Consider the following 16,884-nt stretch of genomic DNA (forward strand, 5'->3'; position numbering starts at 1 on the left):
ATTCACCGCGACTTTGACAAATAACAACATGGCGTCACCTATAGAAAAATTTATTAAGTTTTCCACAAAATGGAACGCATGGCAAAAGCAGTCCATGTTATTGCGGTTGGAAGGAACAAAGAGAGAATCATGGAAAGCCTGAAGTTGAGCGGGTACCCCATACAGAAAGCCTACCTGATAATTCCGGACGGCGAGGGTTACATGGAAGTCGCTGAAGACCTTGAAAAAATGCTGAGCGTTCTCGTAGAGATCGAAAAAATCAGGGTGAGTGAAACGGACGTATACGATTCTGCCATAAAAATACTGGACCAGATAAAACCAGAAATAGCTGAAGGCAATAACCTCTTAATAAACGCCACAGATTCTCCAAGAACGCTGATGATCTCACTCTACCTGGTTGCCCAGCTGACGGGTGGAAAGCTTTACGTGGGAATGCCAAAGTACGAAAAGGATAAGGAAGCTGGGATTGAAAAAATTGTGGAAATACCTGTTCCTCCGCTCAAGAGGATCGGGCAAGACAAGATAACAATTCTGAAAGCAATATACGAAAATGGAAAAGAAGTTGACTCAATAAACACGCTGATAAAACTCGTAGATGGAAAGCTCGAAAAGGATAAAGCGTATATGGCTCAGAGAGCAAAAATGAGCTACCATCTGAAAGGACTTGAAAAGGACGGATATATAGAAACAAAAAGAGAGGGTAAAAACGTAAAAATACTGCTGACACCTCTCGGTGAAGCAATCTGCACGATATTCTAATCGGATATGAAATCTGAAAGAGTCAAATTTTTTCTTTTTATCAGTCCTCTTATCTTCTCAAAATCACTCTCAATAATTTCCCTGTAAGCTGGCCTGTAAAGTGCCGCTGCTGGATGATATGTGGCCACAAAGCTGATTTTTCCAAAATCTGTATTCTTAATGTGAACCTTCCCCCTGTCTCTGGAAATGTTCCTGAAAGGTATTTCAAAATGTTCGAAAATTGTTTTTGCAGAGTGTCTGCCGAGACAGACTATGACATCGGGCTTAATTATTTCAATCTGCCTCAGGAGATACGGAAAACACGCATCCACCTCATGCTCCATGGGGTCCCTGTTGTTGGGTGGTCTGCATTTCAGAATGTTAGCAATGTAAACATCCTTCCTGGCGAGACCCAGCTTTCGTTCTATTAGAGCAGTGAGAAGTTTGCCAGCATTTCCCACAAAAGGTCTGCCCTGCTCGTCCTCTTCCCTGCCGGGAGCCTCGCCGATGAATATTATCTGTGCATTCTCATTTCCCTCTCCGGGGACGTAATTTTTCTTTGTCAGATGGAGAGTGCACTTTCTGCAGGATTTGATTTCATCTATGAGACTTTCAAGCTCAGGTTTCATTGGAAGAAATAAAAAAGAGCAATAAAAAATGTTTTGCTAAAACTTCAGCACCCTTGCAGCCACAATCACGGGGTCCCAGATAGGCGTAAAGGGCGGGGCGTAAGCCAGATCTGAGAAGAATACATCCTTCGTCGTGAATCCTGCCTGAATTGCAACAGCAAAAACATTGACCCTCATTGCGACCATCTCATACCCCGCAATCTGTGCACCGAGAATTCTATTGGTCTCTGCATCCTTAACAACCTTGAGATACGTCTTCTTCGCCCCGGGGTAGTAATGAACCTTGGTATTGGCAGTTATGAAAGCACTCTTAACCTCAAAGCCTTCATTTATTGCCTCCTTCTCGCTCAATCCTGTCTTTGCAATCTGCAGGTCATAAAACTTTGTGATCTGGGTGCCGACAACGCCAGGGAATTCGATGTCCCCACCGGACATGTTGACTCCTGCAACATATCCCATCTTGTTTCCTGCTGGTGCCAGAGGAATCCATGCTGGTTTGCCTGTGATGAGGTGCCTTGTCTCGGCAACATCTCCTGCAGCGTAAACGTTCTCAACACTCGTCTCCATTTTCTGATTGACCCTGATTGCTCCAGTTTCTCCAAGCTCGACCCCTATCTGCGTCGCAAGCTCAACATTGGGCTTTACACCAAGAGCAAGGATGACAAGGTCTGCTCTGTACTCCCCCCTATCAGTAATGACTCTCTCAACACTGTCCCTGCCTTCGAAGGCCTCTATTTTCTCATTAAGCCTCAGGTCAACCTTCCGTTCCATATCTTTTTTCAGAATTTCTCCAATCTCACTGTCAAAATTCGGTAAGGGATGTTCCGCCATTTCCACAACAGTAACCTTTTTTCCAAGGGAGGATACCGCTTCAGCCATCTCGAGGCCCACATATCCTGCACCTGCTATGACAACGTTCTCAGCCTCTGCCAGAGCGCTCTTCAGAATTTCTGCATCTGGGGGAAGATCGACGGTGTAGATGTTTTCGAGATTCACTCCCTCAATCGGTGGAACTTTTGGCGATGCGCCCGTGGCTATTAGCAGTTTATCCCACTCATACTCGTTCTGCTCTCCATCCTCGTCAACAACAATGCTGCCATTCTTTACCTCTGTAACCCTTGCATGGAGGCGCAGGTCTATTCCCCTTTCCTTTATGAACACCTCTGGCCTGTAGTACATCAGCTCGTCGCCCGGAAAGCCAAACTCAATGGAATACGGTATCCCGCAGGGAGCGTGACTCGCAAAACCCGTCGCCTCAAAAACCTTCACATCCCATTCAGGTTTTAGCGCACGTATTCTTGAGGCCGCAGTCATCCCGCCAGCTCCTGCACCCACTATAACGACCTTCATGTCATCACCCGGACCTTTTTTAATTTTAAAATAAAATAGATTTTCCCGGTTTTGCCTGCAGAAATCACCCGTGATGATGTGGATTGCAATCTCCCTGTTATCCCAAATGGACCAATAGAGAAATTACCCCGGAAAACGCAGGTAACAAAAACAGGAATTTTACCATTTCTGTGCTTGCCTGTCAGAACCCAAGGATAGGATAAGTGAGTCCCGTTTATCGAAAGTATTTTTTAGAAGATAAAATTATAACGGCTAATCCGATTTAAATTATTATTTAATTAAATTCGAAAAGCTTAAGTATCATCAAAAAACATTGCGATTAAAATTTACGGAAGGTGGAACTTATGGCAATGGAAGAGGTTTACAGGAAGTTTATTGAACTTGTGCAGTTGCCTGACGACGAGAACAAGGCAAAGGCGATGGAAGAATTCTTCAAAAACCTCAACACGATGCAGCTGCCCGAGTACTTCAACTGGGCAGAAGAAATCTTCGAGGGAATACACGTAAAGGAAAACGGGGACAATACTGCGCTTCTCTGGACAGACATTGAGACAGGAGAGAAAAAGAAATTCAGCTACAAGGAACTTGCAGAAGAGGGTAACAGGATAGTCAATTTCCTGAGAGGTCACGGAATCGACAAGGGAGATAATTTCTACATGATGATTCCGCTTGTGCCAGAGATCTGGTTCAGCACCCTTGCAACAGTCAAGGGAGGATTTGTTGGCGTCCCAACAGCAACTACAATGACAGCGAGGGAGCTCGAATACAGATTCAAAACCTATCCGCCAGATTCAGTTATAGCAGATGAGGCCTCAGCGAAAGTCATTGACGAGGCTCTTGAACTGGCCGGCGTAGAACCAAAGGTGAAGATCGTCTTGGGACAGAAGGATGGATGGACAAGCTATGACGAGGTGAAAAAAGAGAGTGGAAGCGCTGAAAGTGCAAAAACAAGATATGACGACGTCATATTCTGTTTCTTCACATCAGGAACCACAGGATTGCCGAAGAGGGTCGTGCATACGGCAACATCATATCCACTTGGACACCTGAGCACAGCATGCTTCATCAACATTCAGCCCGGAGACGTTCACAACAACCTCAGCCAGCCAGGATGGGCCAAATATGCATGGAGCTCATTCTTCGCTCCTCTGATCGTCGGTGCCACTGCAACAGGATTCCACTATTCCGGAAGGCTGAGCGGAGACCTGTATCTGCAGGCACTTGATGAGAACGGTGTTACAACATTCTGTGCCCCACCGACAGCCTGGAGACTGTTCCTGCTCTCAGACATTGGAAAGTATGACTACAAGCTGAGGGACGTGGTAAGTGCCGGAGAACCGCTCAACCCTGAAATATACGAACAGTGGCTGAAGTACACCAACACGGAAATCAGAGATTTCTACGGTCAGACGGAAAGCACGGCCATGATCGGCAACCCGCCATGGTTCAAGGGCAAGATAAAACCGGGCTCATTCGGAAGACCCTCTTTCATGCACGATGTAACCCTTGTGGATGATGAAGGCAATGAGATAACAAAGCCAGGAGAGGTCGGACACATTGTCGTGAGAGTCGACAGATGGAGACCAATTGGCCTGTTCAAGGAGTACATGGGAGATCCGGAGAAGACCGCCAAGGTGTTTGTCGGCAAATACTACTACACAGGAGACAAGGCATACTTCGACGAGGATGGATACTGGTGGTTCGTAGGCAGAGCAGATGACGTCATAAAGACGTCAGACTACAGGGTTGGTCCATTCGAAGTTGAGAGTGCACTGATTGAGCATCCCGCTGTGGCCGAAGCTGCAGTTGTCGGCAGCCCCGATCCTGTCAGATATCAGCTTGTGAAGGCATTCGTCATCCTCAAGCCGGGACACGAGCCATCCAGAGAGCTTGCACTTGAGCTGTTCCAGCACTGCAGAAGCATCCTCGCAAGGTTCAAGATCCCGAGAATAATCGAATTTGTGCCAGAACTTCCAAAGACAATCAGCGGTAAGATAAGAAGGGTTGAACTTAGAAAACTTGAAGAGGAGAAAAAGAAGAAAGGAGAGAGAGGAGAACACGAATACTTCTATGAGGACTTCCCGGAGCTTAAAAGCAAAAAATCCTAAATTTTTATAGCCCTCCATATTTTTCTTTTCTGCCAAAAATCTGAACAGTGTAGTTTCCTAAAATCATTTCCCACCATCAAACCACCTCCACGAATAACTCAATATTCTCTCAGGAGTCAACTTTCTCAAAAATGCTTTATAGGGAGTCTCCAGTTCATCTAAGTTGAGACTCATGTGGGGTCTTTTGTGATTGTACCACTCCATGAATTCATCTACTGTATCGAAATACTTGATTTTAGCTTCCAGCGTTCCATAGAACCTCTCTATCTTTCCATTCGTTTGTGGGTGATTCACCCTACCCACAATATGCTTAATTTCATTCTCTGCAAGGAATTTCTCAAATTTAGATACTCCTTTAGCCTTCTTCTCCCCTGCAGATGCGTAGAACTGAGTACCTCTATCCGTCAGGATTGATTCCGGCCTGCCATAATCATCCATGGCTTCTTTTAGCACTTTTATGGCATTCTCAGATGTTGCTTTATCAAATACTCCGTAACCAGTAATCAGACGGGAAGCATCGTCCAGATAAGCAATTATCCACTTCCCGTTATAGAAAAACCAGTCTGCATGCCATAATTCCATAGAGTGCTTTCTCTCATACCTTATCCACTTTTTACGCTTTTTCTTGTTCTTCTCCTCCTTAGCATAGCCGTTCATTCTCAACACTTCGTGTATTTTGTTCTTGCTTATTCTGTAACCTCTTTCCTTTAAGATTGTTTGGAGAACTACTGCATTACACCTGTACTCTTCATAGGCTTCTTTTATGGCTTCTATTTCTTCTTCTGATAGTTCTTTTTTAGGTCTACCTGGTTTCTTTGGCTTTGGTATTTCTCCAGTATCTTTGTATTGCTTGTAGATCTGATTTACTCTTCTTGGTGTTATGTTTTCGATCTCTGCTATCTCCTTTGTCGGTGTACCCTTCTCTTTCTCTCTGATAATCCATTTTATCGCTTTCTCGTCAAGTTTCACATGGGGGTTTGTTGAAGTGGGAAATAATTTCGGGAAAAGACAGTTCTCAGCGGTGATGCGAAAGATTTACAAGGTGCGGTGCATAGTATCGGTATGGTTAGCTGGGTGATCGAGGCCGTTGCTCTGGCCGTAACGTTCACGGTCAATCTTCCGTTCGGATACTGGAGAAAGGTTACGAGAAAGCTCTCTAAGGAGTGGTTTCTGGCTGTTCACTCTCCCGTGCCACTGGTTTTCCTGACGAGACTCTTTGCAGGCGTATCACTCACCCACATACCGCTTTTTGTTGCGTCCTTTTTCCTCGGGCAGTTTACTGGAGGAAGGCTGAGGGGAGTGCTTGAGCAGAAGTATGAAAGGCTGAGCAGATGTATGTTTGTGGACCTGAGCCGGATAATGCGGGGCGCATTTTAACAACGCGTTCAGAAAAATTCCGGCCAAAACTTAATATATTATAAAAAATAATGGACAACTGAATGTATGTCCTGACAATAGACATGCTCCAGTATGACTGTCCATTCGTAAACACGTCGGATGACCTGGATGTTTTTTACTTCGGGACCTACTGGGATTTTTCGCCCTCATCCTTCATCATTCGAGGATACATAATTTCAAAAGATTCGGATGAGCTACAGAATGCCATTCAGGCACTTCAGACTCAGCCAAAGTTTCACAGACTCGATTTTCTCTCTAAGGAAAGAAACAAAGCCTCTGTGAGAGTTGAGATAGATTACACCGATGCGATGAAGGCCATAAGAAAAAACCGGGGGTACATAGTTGGACCGTTTCATGTCAAAAATGGAAGCGAGCTCTGGCAGGTTGGCTTTGACACAAAGGCTGATGTTGAAAACGCTTTGAGAGATCTTGAGGAGAACAATCAATTTGTTATCAAGAATCAGAACCGGATAACTGTTGAGGATTTCTCGAGGATCATAAGCTATTCGTCGGTTCTGGCGGACCTCATGAGGGCAATCGATGAACTCACCCTGACCGAGAAGTCAATCCTCAAAGCTGCAATCCGCCACGGATTTTACGAAGACCCCCGAAAAATCAACATAACGAAACTTGCAAGAAAATTCGGGATATCCAAGGCGGGAATCTCCAAGAACATAAGACGGGCCGAGAAAAAGGTTCTATCACACATAGAAAGGATTATCTCAATCAGGCATGAGTGAAGCAGTTTAGCCGGTTTTGTGAACCGTCTGGCCAGTTTGCCGGGATTTTGATGCTATGCATTCCGTGAACATGTTAACTCCACATTTTAAATCATGTCAATTTTAACTGAACTCTGGAGGTGGTAGAAATCGCTCTGAGGGATAGGCTTATGGTTTTTAATGGGGCAGTGATGTTGCTGATTCTGGTAGCTGCGTTTGCAAATTCATGGCAGCTCCTCGGATATCTCGTTGGATTTAGTCTGTCGCTGTGGCTTGTAATAGGTGCGATGAGGGAGAATGAATTCGGACCGGCATTACCGCTCGGAATTACGCTGTTCGTTTTCTGGACAGTTTGCATTACCCTGATCTTCAAATACTGGGCCGAATTCAGAGGTAAGTTTCCGGATTTTACCATTGCAGGGATGCATCCCGGGTTCTTCGTGCTGTTCCCGCTGATGTGGTTGCTGCTGTTCATTCCGGGAACGCTAAGCTATGCTCTGCTGTTTGACAGGTGGATTCTCAGTGAGGAAACCTGGAACGAGTTCAAGATGAAGGTTAAGGGTTCAGGAGGAGAGGGAAATGAGTGATCCGGTTACTGTTGCCGTCGTTATCGGTTACTTTGTGCTGACATTCGCTATAGGTGTTTACGCTGTTAAGCGGGTGAAGACAGCAGAACACTATTTCGGTGCGAGCAAACTGTTCGGAGCTTTTGTAACGTCTATTGCCGCCTTTGCGTCAATAATGAGCGGTTTTGGATTCGTTGGTGGGCCGGGACTTGTCTATGCCCTTGGAGCCACATCTCTCTGGATAACTCTTGCCGCTCCGGTGGGCTTTGGACTCGGATGGTTCATTATCGGTAAGAGGGTTAGGCTGATAGCCGAGACTCGAACGATTGCGACACTGCCTGACCTCGCAGCTGCAAGGTTCAAGAGCGATGCGGTCAGAGGTTTGCTGGCGGTCGGGCTGGTTCTCGGAGTTATAGCGTATCTCGGGACGCAGGTCATGGCTGGAGGGTATGTTGTTTCCGGCCTTCTTGGTGTTAACCTCGAAACGGCCATCATAATCATTTTCGGAATAACCATGGTCTACACGGCAGTGGCGGGGATGGCAGCCAGCATTCTCACGGACTTCTTCCAGGGATTGATAATGGTCGTTGCGGCCATCGGTGTGCTGATATTTGCCCTGACGATGACCGGCGGGACTGAAGGTCTTTTCATGACAATCGGTCAGAAGGACCCCACCCTGATCGACCCTCTCGGGAGGGGAACCTGGGTTCTCGTTTTGATGTGGTTCTTTGTCTTTGCACTCGGTGGGCTTGGTCAGCCACACCTCGCGACCAAGTTCTATGCCCTGAAAAGCCACAGGGATTTGAAGTGGGGGGCGTTGATCAGCGGAGGTAGCTACATGCTTTCCAGCCTTCTCTGGATATTTGTCGGCTATGCTGCTCTCTGGCTTGTGATTGGTGGGCAGATTCCGGCTCTTCAGAGACCGGATCAGGCTGCCATAGCTTTTCTCGGGCAGCTACCTACGTGGATGAGTGCGCTGGTTTATGCCGGGCTTCTCGCAGCCATTATGTCCACGGCGAGTGGTTTTATCGCAATCGGCACGGCAGCAATCGTCCGCGACCTTCCCATGGCTTTTGGAAAGGAACTCGATATCTCAAAGCAGATGTGGTGGGGGAGGGTTGTAACCGTGCTTCTCTCGGTATTCGCAGTTGTCCTGGGGTATTATGGAAAGTACTTGGTGGCCATACTCGGAGCCTTAGGCTGGGGATACTTTGCCTCTGCAACACTGCCACTTCTGGCAGTTGGCCTGAACTGGAAGAGGGCAACGAGGGAAGGGGCTATAGCAAGTCTTTCGGTGGCTCTTCTGCTGAACATAGGTTTCCTGTTCTACGAGAAGATCCTCGGAATGAAGCTTCCGTATGCCATGCCAAGCTATGGTGTCAGCATAATTGTGGCACTGCTGGTCATGATCGTTGTGTCACTCTTCACGAAGGGTGCTGCTGAAGAGGACCTCGATCCGGATATAAGGGCCGCAATTGAGGCCTGATTTTTATTTTTCATTTTTCAGCATGGCCTGAGGGATCATGCACTCCGGCGAATCTGTCTGAGGTGTTTACCAGCAGGAACGGAATCGTGACGCCGAGAAGGACACCCATCAAATGACCCAGAATGTTCACGGCCTTTCCATTTGATGCCAAATTTTCGGGAAACATGGCGCTGAGGGAGAAGAGATACAGCATTGCCAGTCCGAATCCTGCTACCATTCTCTTTTTCTCTTCCCTGTTTCCGGCATGCCTGATCGCAATCATGTAAAATGGCAGTATGGCGATGAACAGCAATCCCATGGAGAAAACGCTCAGCAGCCCCAGGTATGTTGAGACGAAGTAGTACAGTGTGATCAGCATGAGGAACAGGTAGGAACAGGGAGCATCCTTCTTATCGAGGGAGATCAACAGAGCGCCACCATATCCGAACATGCCAATCACAGCCCCGGTAACATCAGAAAATCCGTAAATTCTGCCACTGCCACCGCAGTTCTTTACGGCCCACAGCGAATAGGCTGAAGAGAGGACGGGGACCAGCACAAGAATCAGGGGCAACGAGTATCTGTAAACCCTTCTGTAACCGAGGCGGCTGTAGAGCAGCAGTGAGGCAAACCCGAATGCCAGATAGTAAGCAAGGTTCCCCGCCAGATGCCCCCATTCGTAGTGAATGAAATTCGTGGTGTAAAGCAACATAATGGAGTAATTCTCCGTGTTCAGTGTCAGCATGTTTCTGACCTCTGTGGGCAGATAAAATAAAGCCAGACACGCAAGAGCCGGAAGCAGAAGTATAAGAGCGTCGGGAAGAAATTTCCGAAATCTCATATTGTCATTCTCTCATGTCTATTCATCATCTCAATCGGTAGCATCACTGAATCATCTTATCCACAGAATGTCCGGATAAACCCCTTCAAACTCTCTGTCTCCGGTTACTATTATCCCATTTCTGCCGATTGCGGTGGCGACAACAAAAGCATCAGCATAGGACAGGCTGTGCATGGCCTTTATCCTCGCAGCGGTTAAAGAGAGACTTTCATCAACTCCAGCGAACTCCATACCCCACCTTTTTATTACTGCCATTGCCTCGTTTGCCTTACTCACTCCGAATTCTCTTGCGATTATATAGTAAACCTCTCCGAGATTAACATAGTTCATGATGAGCTTTATTTCTCCATTTTCAGCCTTATGGAGGAGTTCTTCGACCTTATCCGCTCCTTCTTCATCACCAATGTATGTCAGAACTGCAAATGCATCGAGAACGTAATTCATCGTTTCATCTCTCTTCTCTTTTCTTCTTCCCTGTATTCGGCAAGTATCTCGTCAAGCATTCTCCTGAACTTCACGAAACCTCTTCCTCTTGTTTCTGGAATGGGCACGATAACTATTTCACCTCCAAAGTCCAGTATCTCGATCTCTTTTCCAGCCTCAATATTGTACTTTTTTCTGATTTCAGCTGGAAGCACCACTTGCCCTTTTGTGGATATTTTTACGGGCATACTATCACCACATTATGTTTAACCTGATAGGTTATATGTTTTACCTTTTCGGGGTTTTGGTATACCATTTTTTACAGCTTCCTGAAAACAACGTTAAAATTTCAGGGGATTTTCAGAGTCATCTGATGGTCAACCAGTCCCGTGAGTTCCTATCGTATTTCAGATTCAATTGCTTCATGCACATTTTCCATGTATTTTTCATGTTCTGCCATAGGCAACAACACCCTCTTTCAGAACATTCCTCACAAACATTTTTGCGAAATCTCCTTATCCTTCAGAGTGAGGTAAAATTTCGATTCCTCTGTATACCTACTTGCCCGGAATTATTGTTCAGCCTGGCAAATTATATAACCTTCGAATCACAAAATAAATGCTGGTGGAAATTATGAACGAGGCGCTCCTGAAAGAAATTTACTTTGAAATCAAAAAAAATAAGGGAAAAACTTGAGCTGCTCGAGGAGCTGATAATACCAACGGAAGAAATCTCTGAAGAAGAGTTGCGGGAGATAAGAAAGCTGAAGGAAGAGTCGTTGAAGGGGGCATATGTTGACTGGGAAGAGCTGAAGAGGGAGTTGGGTGTTTAGAGTTGTTCTGCATAAAAAGGTAAGGAAGGTGCTAACAAATCTTCAAAAAGCTCACTTAAAGAAATTCGCTGAAGCTTTAGATGTCCTCAAAATGAGCCCCGCTCCTTGGAAAGAATTCGATATTAAGAAAAATCGAGGGTGAAGAAAACACGTATCGAATCCGAATTGGTGGTTTCAGGGTTGTTTATTTCATTGATAAAGAAAATAGAACAATCCATATTCTATGGCTTGAGAGGAGAGGAAGAATTTATTGAGAGTTACCAGAGCCGGATGTGCGCTTTTACAAGCAAATCATCACCATCTTGGGTTATGTCAACTTTAGTAATCCTATTCACGCTACTGCACAGTTCATTTTCTAGTTTAAGCTTGATTGCTCTTGCCATTGAATAAATGACAATTTCATCGTCTTCATAGCACTTTATCAGTTTGGGGGAAAGAGGTATCCCAACGATGGTGCAATCTTGCTTGGTCATCTGATCCGTTTCCATTGAGCCAGCCAACCTCTTCAAGCTTCCGCATTACTTCCCGATGAACCTGATCCTCAGACTGAAGAGGCATCCAGATCCCTCTTTATCTCTTTAATCTTCATTTCAAGTTCTGGGAGTTTGTTTCTCACAATATCCCACACAAGTTCCAGATCTACTCCAAAATACTGGTGGATCAGAATGTTCCTGAGTCCCACAATTTTACGCCACTCGATGTCTGGGTATTTCTCCCTGATCTCTCGTGGCAATGCTCTGCATGACTCGCCTATTATTTCGAGATTTCTGACTACAGCATCAACCACAAGCCTGTTTTCTGCAAAATCTTCGAAATCCATGCCGGCAGTGTATTCTTCTGTTCTCTGTATTGCTTCAAGTATGTCGTCGATATACAGTCTATAATCCCTCAATCGGGACAGCCTCCTTCCAGACTGCGTCTTTAATTCCCGGCTTCAGAGCTTCAACTGTGATGAGATCAACTTCTGCCCCAAGCAGATCTTCAAGGAAGAATTTGAGGTCCATGTAATTGTCGAAAGTTTTCTTTCCCTTCTCGAATTCCACGAGAATGTCGATGTCGCTCTTCTCGCTCTGCTCTCCTTTTGCATAGGAGCCAAAAAGCCAGAGTCTTTTAACTCCAAATCTCTTGATTTCGTTCCAGTGTTTGATTATCATTTCCATGATTTCAGTCTTGGAGACCATGGCTCTATCCTCAATTTTATTTTTTATGAAACTTTAAAAAGTTATTTGACTCTGACCTTCCCTGTAAGCAGCAGTTCCATGGCCTTTTTCTTCATCCTTTCAAGCCTTTCTTTTTTGGCTCTTTTTACCTCTATGACCTCATCCCACGTTGACAGAATTTCGGCGATTTTCTGCTGTTCGTGGGTGGGGGTAATCGGTGGAGGATTGAACTAAATTCTCCACATAGAAACACAACCGTTATAGCGTTTAAAATCAACATCAGACAATGATGAACGAACTGATCAGAATCAACAGAGAAACTTGCAACATTCTCTGGAATCTACCAGATATAGATTCTGAACCGACGCTGAATTATCCAAGGCTGATAATTCCGAGCAGAAGGGATAAACACAGGAGAATAAGCGAGCAGGAGGCAAGATTCGTATTCTGCAGCATTCTGAATAACTCTAATTTCTTTTATTCGATCGAAACACCAACCGAAAATGAATATCAGTTCACCGGAACAGGGATGAGGAGCGCCTCAACTGACCTCACAATCTATGAATACAGAGATGGCTTCAGAAAGCTCGTGAACGTTGAATTCAAGGCACACAATCCGAAATTCGGTGAGGTAGAAAAGGACATTAAAAAGCTGGTGGGTGAAGAAATTACGGGCAACTGGTTTCATCTCCTGAAGAACGTCAACAGCATGACTCTCAAAGCCCTCTTCGGCAAAATTAAAAAGGCCCTTGTAAGGAATTACAGCGATAGCATTTCCATACTGTTCTGCTTCTGCGTTCTCGATAAAAAATGGGCCTGTATGAAGCACTTTAACTGGAATGGGTCTGAATTACCACATAAAGAAAAACAGGAAAAATACAGGGCTTTTGTTGAAGAGTTTTTCAGGCTGGATTATTTTGTGAGAAGGGAGATAGTCGTAGTGGATGATAATGGCTGGGAGATCTGCAGTAACTGATGGAAAAGCATCGCAACTGCAAAGCCTGAGAATCGGGAAAAACAGAATGAACAAAATGTCAAAGACTATTTTAATTCACATTCCGGTTTCTTCAACCAGTCTGCAACCTTCTTTTCAGCTATTCTTCTCCTGCGGTATCTGTTTACCATAATAGTTGATAGTTTAATTAATACTTAAATTTTTTATTCAATTATATACCTTCAGTAACCCAACATTTTTAGATATACTGCAAACCTAATTAATGGGTGTCCGGCATGGGATTAACGGTATCGAGCGACGAAATTAAAGAATACGAGAGGCTGAAGATCATATCTCCGCTCACACCTATTAAAGAGAAAATAAAGTTCTTTGAGAAAAAATACGGCTGTACCTTTGAAGAGTTTGAGAGAAAACTGAGGGAAAAAGAGGAAAATTTCGAGGAGTGGGATGACTATATCGAGTGGAAGGCATATACTGAGACTTTGAATGCCCCCGAAAAGAAGTTGAGAGATTTTTCAGAGTAATAGCTTGAAGCTAAAGGGACAGCGAGACTAAGGAGTTATGGAGGCAAGGTTGACAGTTTTCTCCGGATGGCAATAAGAATTTATACTACTTTGACCATATTTACTACCATGTCTACAAAATCCATAAAGTTGAGCGAGGAGACATACAGAGAACTTGTGGAACTTGCAGGGAAACTTCAGGCAGAGTTCAAAAAGCCTGTTTCAATTGAAGAAGCCATAAAATATCTGCTGAAAAGAAAGATAAGCGATCTGGCAGGTTCATGGGATGTAAGTGATGAAGAGGTTAGGGAGATTAAGGAATCTCTCAGCAAGGGGTGGAAGACTTGGAAATCTGCTTAGATACGGATGTCCTCATTGACTTTCTGAGAGGGAAAGGAAAGATTGTGGAAGTGATTAAGAAGCTGGAGGAGGAGCATGAACTTCTGACCACTTCTATAAACATATTCGAACTTTACTACGGTGCTTACAGGACGGGAAGGGAAAGAAATGTAAATGCTGTGGATGAGTTGGCTGATAGACTCGAAATCCTGAAACTTACAGAGAGATCTGCAAAAATCTCAGGAAGGATACTGGCAGAGCTTGAGTCTGATGGAAGAGCTATAGACTTCAGGGACATTCTTATTGCAGGTATAGTTATTGAGAATGAAGCTGCACTTTTTACAGGAAACAAAAAGCACTTTCAGAGGGTGAAGGGGCTGAAACTGTTTGAGATTGAGGAATAGGCAAAAACATATTTTGGAAAAAGCTTTGAAGCAAATACGGGTGTTATTAAGAGGATAGCAATTGGCCCAAAACCAGAGAGCCACGAAGAAAGGAAATGTTGAGAAACATGGTTATCGATTGCTGATTTTAGTTTTGGGTACAAAACTATCCAGCAATCCAATCAATTCTCCGATGTCCTCAATAACGAAGTCAGCCCCACCACTTCTCTCCTCAAAGAAATTCCTGTCCCCGTAGCTTGCATACACCGTCATCATCCCCAGCCTCTTTCCCGGTTCAATGTCCCTTCTCAGACTGTCTCCGACAATGATTGCTTCCTCTGCCCCAACCCCAAGCTTATTCAGAGCAAGAATAATCGAGTCAGGCTCTGGCTTCCTCTTCCCTGTCATGTCTGAGGATATAACAGCATCAAAATAGTGCAGAATCCCTGCCTTCTTAAGTCTGCCAATCGCATGGCCGTTCACTGCATCCGTAACAACGGCCAGCTTGAGCCCCAGTTTCCTCAACCTTTCGAGAGTCTCTCTGACACCCGGGTATGGTTCAACATTTTCCAGCTTAACCCTCTCGTATATCTCGCAGCATTCTCTGAACTTCTCCTCGCAGTAAACTCCCCTGTCCCTCATGTAGTCGGCTATGTTCCTCACGTCCTCAAAACCGTGAACTCCCCTGAGGAAGTAGCCCAGCAGCTCATGCTCATCCTCATTCAGACCGAGGTGCCTTATCACCGCTTTACATGCCTTCAGCTTCGCCTCAACAAAGTCCAGCAGCGTGTTGTCCAGATCGAAAATCACGGCCCTAATTCTCGATGCCAAGCCCCATCAACCTCCTGCAGATGCGGAAATGCCTGCTGAAGTCCTGGTAAAGCTGGTCGTCGAGGAACCTCAGCTTAAGCTCGTCATGGCTCTTCTTCCCCCTGAACTCCCCGAAAATGACGACGCTGTTCAGCCTTATAACCCCGAACACGCTTGCAAGGCTGTAGATCAGGTCTACTAAGGATCTGCCGCTGCAGAAGTTAGCATCGACCGCATGGGGTATTGTGAAGTGGAAGTATTCTATGCTCTCTGCCTCGCAAATATCCGCCATCTGTCTGTCTGCTGTCAGCAAAACAGGCATCGCAGCCCTTTCCTTCTCAAATCTCCTGAGGGTCCTGACTATTGTGAAGTCGTTCGCCTCTCTGTCGTCTGTGGACTGCTCCACACCTTCTATCTCGATCGCATGTTTTCTCAGCTCCCTGTACTCTTTCATGGCTATGTACGCTGCCAGTCTGGACTTCTTCATCCTTCTGTTGATGAACTCGTCCAGCAGGAAGGGCTGGTATTTTGCGAGTCTCTTCAGCTCCGAGATGGTCGGCTGGGTGTACTTGAAGTTGAGGGAAGACTCGATTTCCTCCCTCGTTGTTTCAACGAGCATGACCTCTCCATGCTTTACAAGCGATGAGGCTGTAAGGAAACGGTGATAGATGACGTTTGTGTCCGGGCAGAAATACACTCTCTTTCTCAGGCTGCGGTAGGAACTGAGCATATCCCTGAACCTTTCCATGTTTTCGTAGGTTATAACGCCACTTGCGAGCAGGCACTCCACAAAATCGCTGTAGGAAGGCACCTCCTCTGCAAGGTGGTCGAAATGGCTCCGCTGCCTTTCGAAATCAACCTCACCCTGCTTGATGCTCAGCCTGTATCCTTCGCCTTCAGGCCTCGCTTCGAAGAGCTGGAAGCGGGAGTAGAGAGGATACATGACGCTGACGTCATCTACAAGGTTCAGGAGGATCTGGAGTTCATCCACGCTCGCTATTTCCTCCTTCAAACTACCACCACGTCGAGCTTTCTGAAGTGCCTGTCGAAGGTGTATATTTCCTCTATTCCCTTCTCCGCCATCTTGAGACAGGCCAGAGCGTCATTGACATCAACTTCCCTCTCTGATGCAACCAGAGATGCTTTCAGGTAATCATCCGGGCTGACCTCAAAAACTTCAACGTTTTTAAGGCTCATAAACTCCCTCACGAACTCAGCAGACATTTTCAGGCTGCTTCTGCTGGCTATCATGTTTGCAACCTCGCTGAGGTGCACCACAGTTGTCGCAACCTCTTCGCCTTCCTGTATCCTCTTCAGTATCTGCAGGGACTTCTTCTTCATCTCTGCTATTTTTCCATCAGGCTCCTTCCTCGGCTTCAGCATCGCGTAAATGAGAACGTTGGAATCAACGAACCTCATACAGATCCTCCCGCATTTCCTCCCACTCCTTGAGCTCCTCCACCTCAATGCTGTCCGCAAACTTCATTATATTCCCCTTCCTCGGCAGAATTTCAACCCTGTCGTCGAAAACCAGAACTATGACCTCATCCCCGTGCCTCTCCCTCCACTCCTTTGGGATGACAATTCTTCCGTGCCTGTCCAGTTTTTTCACGTCAATGCCCATATTCTCTCTTTGATGGCATTCTAAATAAATTTTGCCACAAC

24 protein-coding genes are annotated in these 16,884 nt (G+C 45.6%); 12 read left to right on the forward strand and 12 right to left on the reverse strand.

Annotated elements, in window-relative coordinates:
- Window positions 1-78: 78 nt before the first annotated feature.
- Window positions 79-759, forward strand: a complete 681-nt coding sequence (locus GACE_RS00805) for an HFX_2341 family transcriptional regulator domain-containing protein (RefSeq protein WP_048090387.1) — start codon at window positions 79-81, stop codon at window positions 757-759.
- On the opposite strand, the gene udg is transcribed toward GACE_RS00805, so the two are convergent.
- Window positions 756-1,367 (reverse strand): type-4 uracil-DNA glycosylase, encoded by a 612-nt coding sequence (gene udg / locus GACE_RS00810; RefSeq protein WP_048090389.1) that lies wholly within the window; start codon window positions 1,365-1,367, stop codon window positions 756-758. The genes GACE_RS00805 and udg overlap by 4 nt on opposite strands.
- Window positions 1,368-1,403: 36 nt before the next feature.
- On the reverse strand, window positions 1,404-2,717 hold the full coding sequence (locus GACE_RS00815) for an FAD-dependent oxidoreductase (RefSeq protein WP_048090391.1): 1,314 nt from the start codon (window positions 2,715-2,717) through the stop codon (window positions 1,404-1,406).
- Between the two features lie 344 nt (window positions 2,718-3,061).
- Between GACE_RS00815 and GACE_RS00820 the strand changes: the two genes are divergently transcribed.
- Window positions 3,062-4,825 carry an acyl-CoA synthetase gene (locus GACE_RS00820; RefSeq protein WP_048090392.1) on the forward strand — a complete coding sequence of 588 codons (1,764 nt, stop codon included), beginning with the start codon at window positions 3,062-3,064 and terminating at the stop codon, window positions 4,823-4,825.
- Between the two features lie 63 nt (window positions 4,826-4,888).
- Here GACE_RS00820 and GACE_RS00825 read toward each other — a convergent pair whose 3' ends face one another.
- Complete coding sequence (locus GACE_RS00825) at window positions 4,889-5,794, reverse strand: IS481 family transposase (RefSeq protein ID WP_048090395.1); 906 nt, start codon at window positions 5,792-5,794, stop codon at window positions 4,889-4,891.
- A 93-nt stretch (window positions 5,795-5,887) separates the two neighbouring features.
- Between GACE_RS00825 and GACE_RS00830 the strand changes: the two genes are divergently transcribed.
- The 4 genes from GACE_RS00830 (at window position 5,888) to GACE_RS00845 (ending at window position 8,994) form a co-directional block, all read left to right on the forward strand.
- Complete coding sequence (locus GACE_RS00830; protein ID WP_048090397.1) at window positions 5,888-6,202, forward strand: hypothetical protein; 315 nt, start codon at window positions 5,888-5,890, stop codon at window positions 6,200-6,202.
- 62 nt (window positions 6,203-6,264) lie between these two features.
- Window positions 6,265-6,963, forward strand: coding sequence for a helix-turn-helix domain-containing protein (locus GACE_RS00835; protein ID WP_048090400.1), 699 nt, complete (start codon window positions 6,265-6,267; stop codon window positions 6,961-6,963).
- A gap of 119 nt (window positions 6,964-7,082) precedes the next feature.
- Complete coding sequence (locus GACE_RS00840) at window positions 7,083-7,529, forward strand: hypothetical protein (RefSeq protein ID WP_048090402.1); 447 nt, start codon at window positions 7,083-7,085, stop codon at window positions 7,527-7,529.
- Complete coding sequence (locus GACE_RS00845) at window positions 7,522-8,994, forward strand: sodium/proline symporter (protein WP_048090404.1); 1,473 nt, start codon at window positions 7,522-7,524, stop codon at window positions 8,992-8,994. Before GACE_RS00840 ends, GACE_RS00845 begins: the two co-directional genes overlap by 8 nt.
- A 10-nt stretch (window positions 8,995-9,004) precedes the next feature.
- On the opposite strand, the gene GACE_RS00850 is transcribed toward GACE_RS00845, so the two are convergent.
- Genes GACE_RS00850 through GACE_RS00860 form a run of 3 tightly spaced genes read right to left on the reverse strand, consistent with a single transcriptional unit; the run spans window position 9,005 to window position 10,485 of the window.
- Window positions 9,005-9,814 (reverse strand): hypothetical protein, encoded by an 810-nt coding sequence (locus tag GACE_RS00850; protein ID WP_048090406.1) that lies wholly within the window; start codon window positions 9,812-9,814, stop codon window positions 9,005-9,007.
- 51 nt (window positions 9,815-9,865) lie between these two features.
- Window positions 9,866-10,258 carry a type II toxin-antitoxin system VapC family toxin gene (locus tag GACE_RS00855; RefSeq protein WP_048090408.1) on the reverse strand — a complete coding sequence of 131 codons (393 nt, stop codon included), beginning with the start codon at window positions 10,256-10,258 and terminating at the stop codon, window positions 9,866-9,868.
- Complete coding sequence (locus GACE_RS00860) at window positions 10,255-10,485, reverse strand: AbrB/MazE/SpoVT family DNA-binding domain-containing protein (RefSeq protein WP_048090410.1); 231 nt, start codon at window positions 10,483-10,485, stop codon at window positions 10,255-10,257. The genes GACE_RS00855 and GACE_RS00860 overlap by 4 nt, the downstream gene beginning before the upstream one ends.
- A gap of 416 nt (window positions 10,486-10,901) precedes the next feature.
- Between GACE_RS00860 and GACE_RS00865 the strand changes: the two genes are divergently transcribed.
- Both GACE_RS00865 and GACE_RS11990 read left to right on the forward strand, forming a co-directional pair.
- Window positions 10,902-11,069, forward strand: a complete 168-nt coding sequence (locus GACE_RS00865) for a hypothetical protein (RefSeq protein WP_318249241.1) — start codon at window positions 10,902-10,904, stop codon at window positions 11,067-11,069.
- A 158-nt stretch (window positions 11,070-11,227) separates the two neighbouring features.
- The gene (locus tag GACE_RS11990; protein WP_394324668.1) at window positions 11,228-11,323 is read left to right on the forward strand and encodes a type II toxin-antitoxin system RelE family toxin; all 96 of its coding nucleotides are present in this window, start codon (window positions 11,228-11,230) and stop codon (window positions 11,321-11,323) included.
- 287 nt (window positions 11,324-11,610) lie between these two features.
- On the opposite strand, the gene GACE_RS00880 is transcribed toward GACE_RS11990, so the two are convergent.
- Together GACE_RS00880 and GACE_RS00885 are read right to left on the reverse strand one after the other, a co-directional pair.
- The gene (locus tag GACE_RS00880; RefSeq protein WP_048090414.1) at window positions 11,611-11,961 is read right to left on the reverse strand and encodes a HepT-like ribonuclease domain-containing protein; all 351 of its coding nucleotides are present in this window, start codon (window positions 11,959-11,961) and stop codon (window positions 11,611-11,613) included.
- Window positions 11,948-12,250, reverse strand: a complete 303-nt coding sequence (locus tag GACE_RS00885) for a nucleotidyltransferase family protein (protein ID WP_048090416.1) — start codon at window positions 12,248-12,250, stop codon at window positions 11,948-11,950. The genes GACE_RS00880 and GACE_RS00885 overlap by 14 nt, the downstream gene beginning before the upstream one ends.
- A gap of 265 nt (window positions 12,251-12,515) precedes the next feature.
- Here GACE_RS00885 and GACE_RS00890 point away from each other — a divergent pair, with 265 nt between their 5' ends.
- The 4 genes from GACE_RS00890 (at window position 12,516) to GACE_RS00905 (ending at window position 14,430) form a co-directional block, all read left to right on the forward strand.
- Window positions 12,516-13,205, forward strand: coding sequence for a hypothetical protein (locus GACE_RS00890; RefSeq protein WP_048090418.1), 690 nt, complete (start codon window positions 12,516-12,518; stop codon window positions 13,203-13,205).
- A 254-nt stretch (window positions 13,206-13,459) separates the two neighbouring features.
- Window positions 13,460-13,708 carry a hypothetical protein gene (locus tag GACE_RS00895; RefSeq protein WP_048093468.1) on the forward strand — a complete coding sequence of 83 codons (249 nt, stop codon included), beginning with the start codon at window positions 13,460-13,462 and terminating at the stop codon, window positions 13,706-13,708.
- 108 nt (window positions 13,709-13,816) lie between these two features.
- Complete coding sequence (locus GACE_RS00900; protein WP_048090419.1) at window positions 13,817-14,047, forward strand: hypothetical protein; 231 nt, start codon at window positions 13,817-13,819, stop codon at window positions 14,045-14,047.
- Complete coding sequence (locus GACE_RS00905) at window positions 14,032-14,430, forward strand: type II toxin-antitoxin system VapC family toxin (protein ID WP_048090421.1); 399 nt, start codon at window positions 14,032-14,034, stop codon at window positions 14,428-14,430. Before GACE_RS00900 ends, GACE_RS00905 begins: the two co-directional genes overlap by 16 nt.
- 111 nt (window positions 14,431-14,541) lie before the next feature.
- Here GACE_RS00905 and GACE_RS00910 read toward each other — a convergent pair whose 3' ends face one another.
- The 4 genes from GACE_RS00910 to GACE_RS00925 are packed head-to-tail and all read right to left on the reverse strand — an operon-like array spanning window position 14,542 to window position 16,843.
- Complete coding sequence (locus GACE_RS00910; protein ID WP_048090423.1) at window positions 14,542-15,240, reverse strand: HAD family hydrolase; 699 nt, start codon at window positions 15,238-15,240, stop codon at window positions 14,542-14,544.
- On the reverse strand, window positions 15,224-16,231 hold the full coding sequence (locus GACE_RS00915; RefSeq protein WP_048090425.1) for a PIN domain-containing protein: 1,008 nt from the start codon (window positions 16,229-16,231) through the stop codon (window positions 15,224-15,226). Before GACE_RS00915 ends, GACE_RS00910 begins: the two co-directional genes overlap by 17 nt.
- Window positions 16,228-16,638, reverse strand: coding sequence for a type II toxin-antitoxin system VapC family toxin (locus GACE_RS00920; RefSeq protein ID WP_048090427.1), 411 nt, complete (start codon window positions 16,636-16,638; stop codon window positions 16,228-16,230). The genes GACE_RS00915 and GACE_RS00920 overlap by 4 nt, the downstream gene beginning before the upstream one ends.
- The gene (locus tag GACE_RS00925; RefSeq protein ID WP_048090429.1) at window positions 16,625-16,843 is read right to left on the reverse strand and encodes an AbrB/MazE/SpoVT family DNA-binding domain-containing protein; all 219 of its coding nucleotides are present in this window, start codon (window positions 16,841-16,843) and stop codon (window positions 16,625-16,627) included. Before GACE_RS00925 ends, GACE_RS00920 begins: the two co-directional genes overlap by 14 nt.
- Window positions 16,844-16,884: the final 41 nt, after the last annotated feature.

It is taken from the genome of Geoglobus acetivorans (genome assembly GCF_000789255.1).
GTDB classification, from domain to species: Archaea; Halobacteriota; Archaeoglobi; order Archaeoglobales; family Archaeoglobaceae; genus Geoglobus; species Geoglobus acetivorans_B.

Bases quoted from the DNA above. Each gene is read 5' to 3' on its own strand.
- GACE_RS00805 (WP_048090387.1), top strand. From the start codon at position 79: ATGGCAAAAGCAGTCCATGTTATTGCGGTTGGAAGGAACAAAGAGAGA.
- udg (WP_048090389.1), bottom strand. From the start codon at position 1,367: ATGAAACCTGAGCTTGAAAGTCTCATAGATGAAATCAAATCCTGCAGA.
- GACE_RS00815 (WP_048090391.1), bottom strand. From the start codon at position 2,717: ATGAAGGTCGTTATAGTGGGTGCAGGAGCTGGCGGGATGACTGCGGCC.
- GACE_RS00820 (WP_048090392.1), top strand. From the start codon at position 3,062: ATGGCAATGGAAGAGGTTTACAGGAAGTTTATTGAACTTGTGCAGTTG.
- GACE_RS00830 (WP_048090397.1), top strand. From the start codon at position 5,888: ATGGTTAGCTGGGTGATCGAGGCCGTTGCTCTGGCCGTAACGTTCACG.
- GACE_RS00835 (WP_048090400.1), top strand. From the start codon at position 6,265: ATGTATGTCCTGACAATAGACATGCTCCAGTATGACTGTCCATTCGTA.
- GACE_RS00845 (WP_048090404.1), top strand. From the start codon at position 7,522: ATGAGTGATCCGGTTACTGTTGCCGTCGTTATCGGTTACTTTGTGCTG.
- GACE_RS00850 (WP_048090406.1), bottom strand. From the start codon at position 9,814: ATGAGATTTCGGAAATTTCTTCCCGACGCTCTTATACTTCTGCTTCCG.
- GACE_RS00855 (WP_048090408.1), bottom strand. From the start codon at position 10,258: ATGAATTACGTTCTCGATGCATTTGCAGTTCTGACATACATTGGTGAT.
- GACE_RS00860 (WP_048090410.1), bottom strand. From the start codon at position 10,485: ATGCCCGTAAAAATATCCACAAAAGGGCAAGTGGTGCTTCCAGCTGAA.
- GACE_RS00885 (WP_048090416.1), bottom strand. From the start codon at position 12,250: ATGGTCTCCAAGACTGAAATCATGGAAATGATAATCAAACACTGGAAC.
- GACE_RS00890 (WP_048090418.1), top strand. From the start codon at position 12,516: ATGATGAACGAACTGATCAGAATCAACAGAGAAACTTGCAACATTCTC.
- GACE_RS00895 (WP_048093468.1), top strand. From the start codon at position 13,460: ATGGGATTAACGGTATCGAGCGACGAAATTAAAGAATACGAGAGGCTG.
- GACE_RS00900 (WP_048090419.1), top strand. From the start codon at position 13,817: ATGTCTACAAAATCCATAAAGTTGAGCGAGGAGACATACAGAGAACTT.
- GACE_RS00920 (WP_048090427.1), bottom strand. From the start codon at position 16,638: ATGAGGTTCGTTGATTCCAACGTTCTCATTTACGCGATGCTGAAGCCG.
- GACE_RS00925 (WP_048090429.1), bottom strand. From the start codon at position 16,843: ATGGGCATTGACGTGAAAAAACTGGACAGGCACGGAAGAATTGTCATC.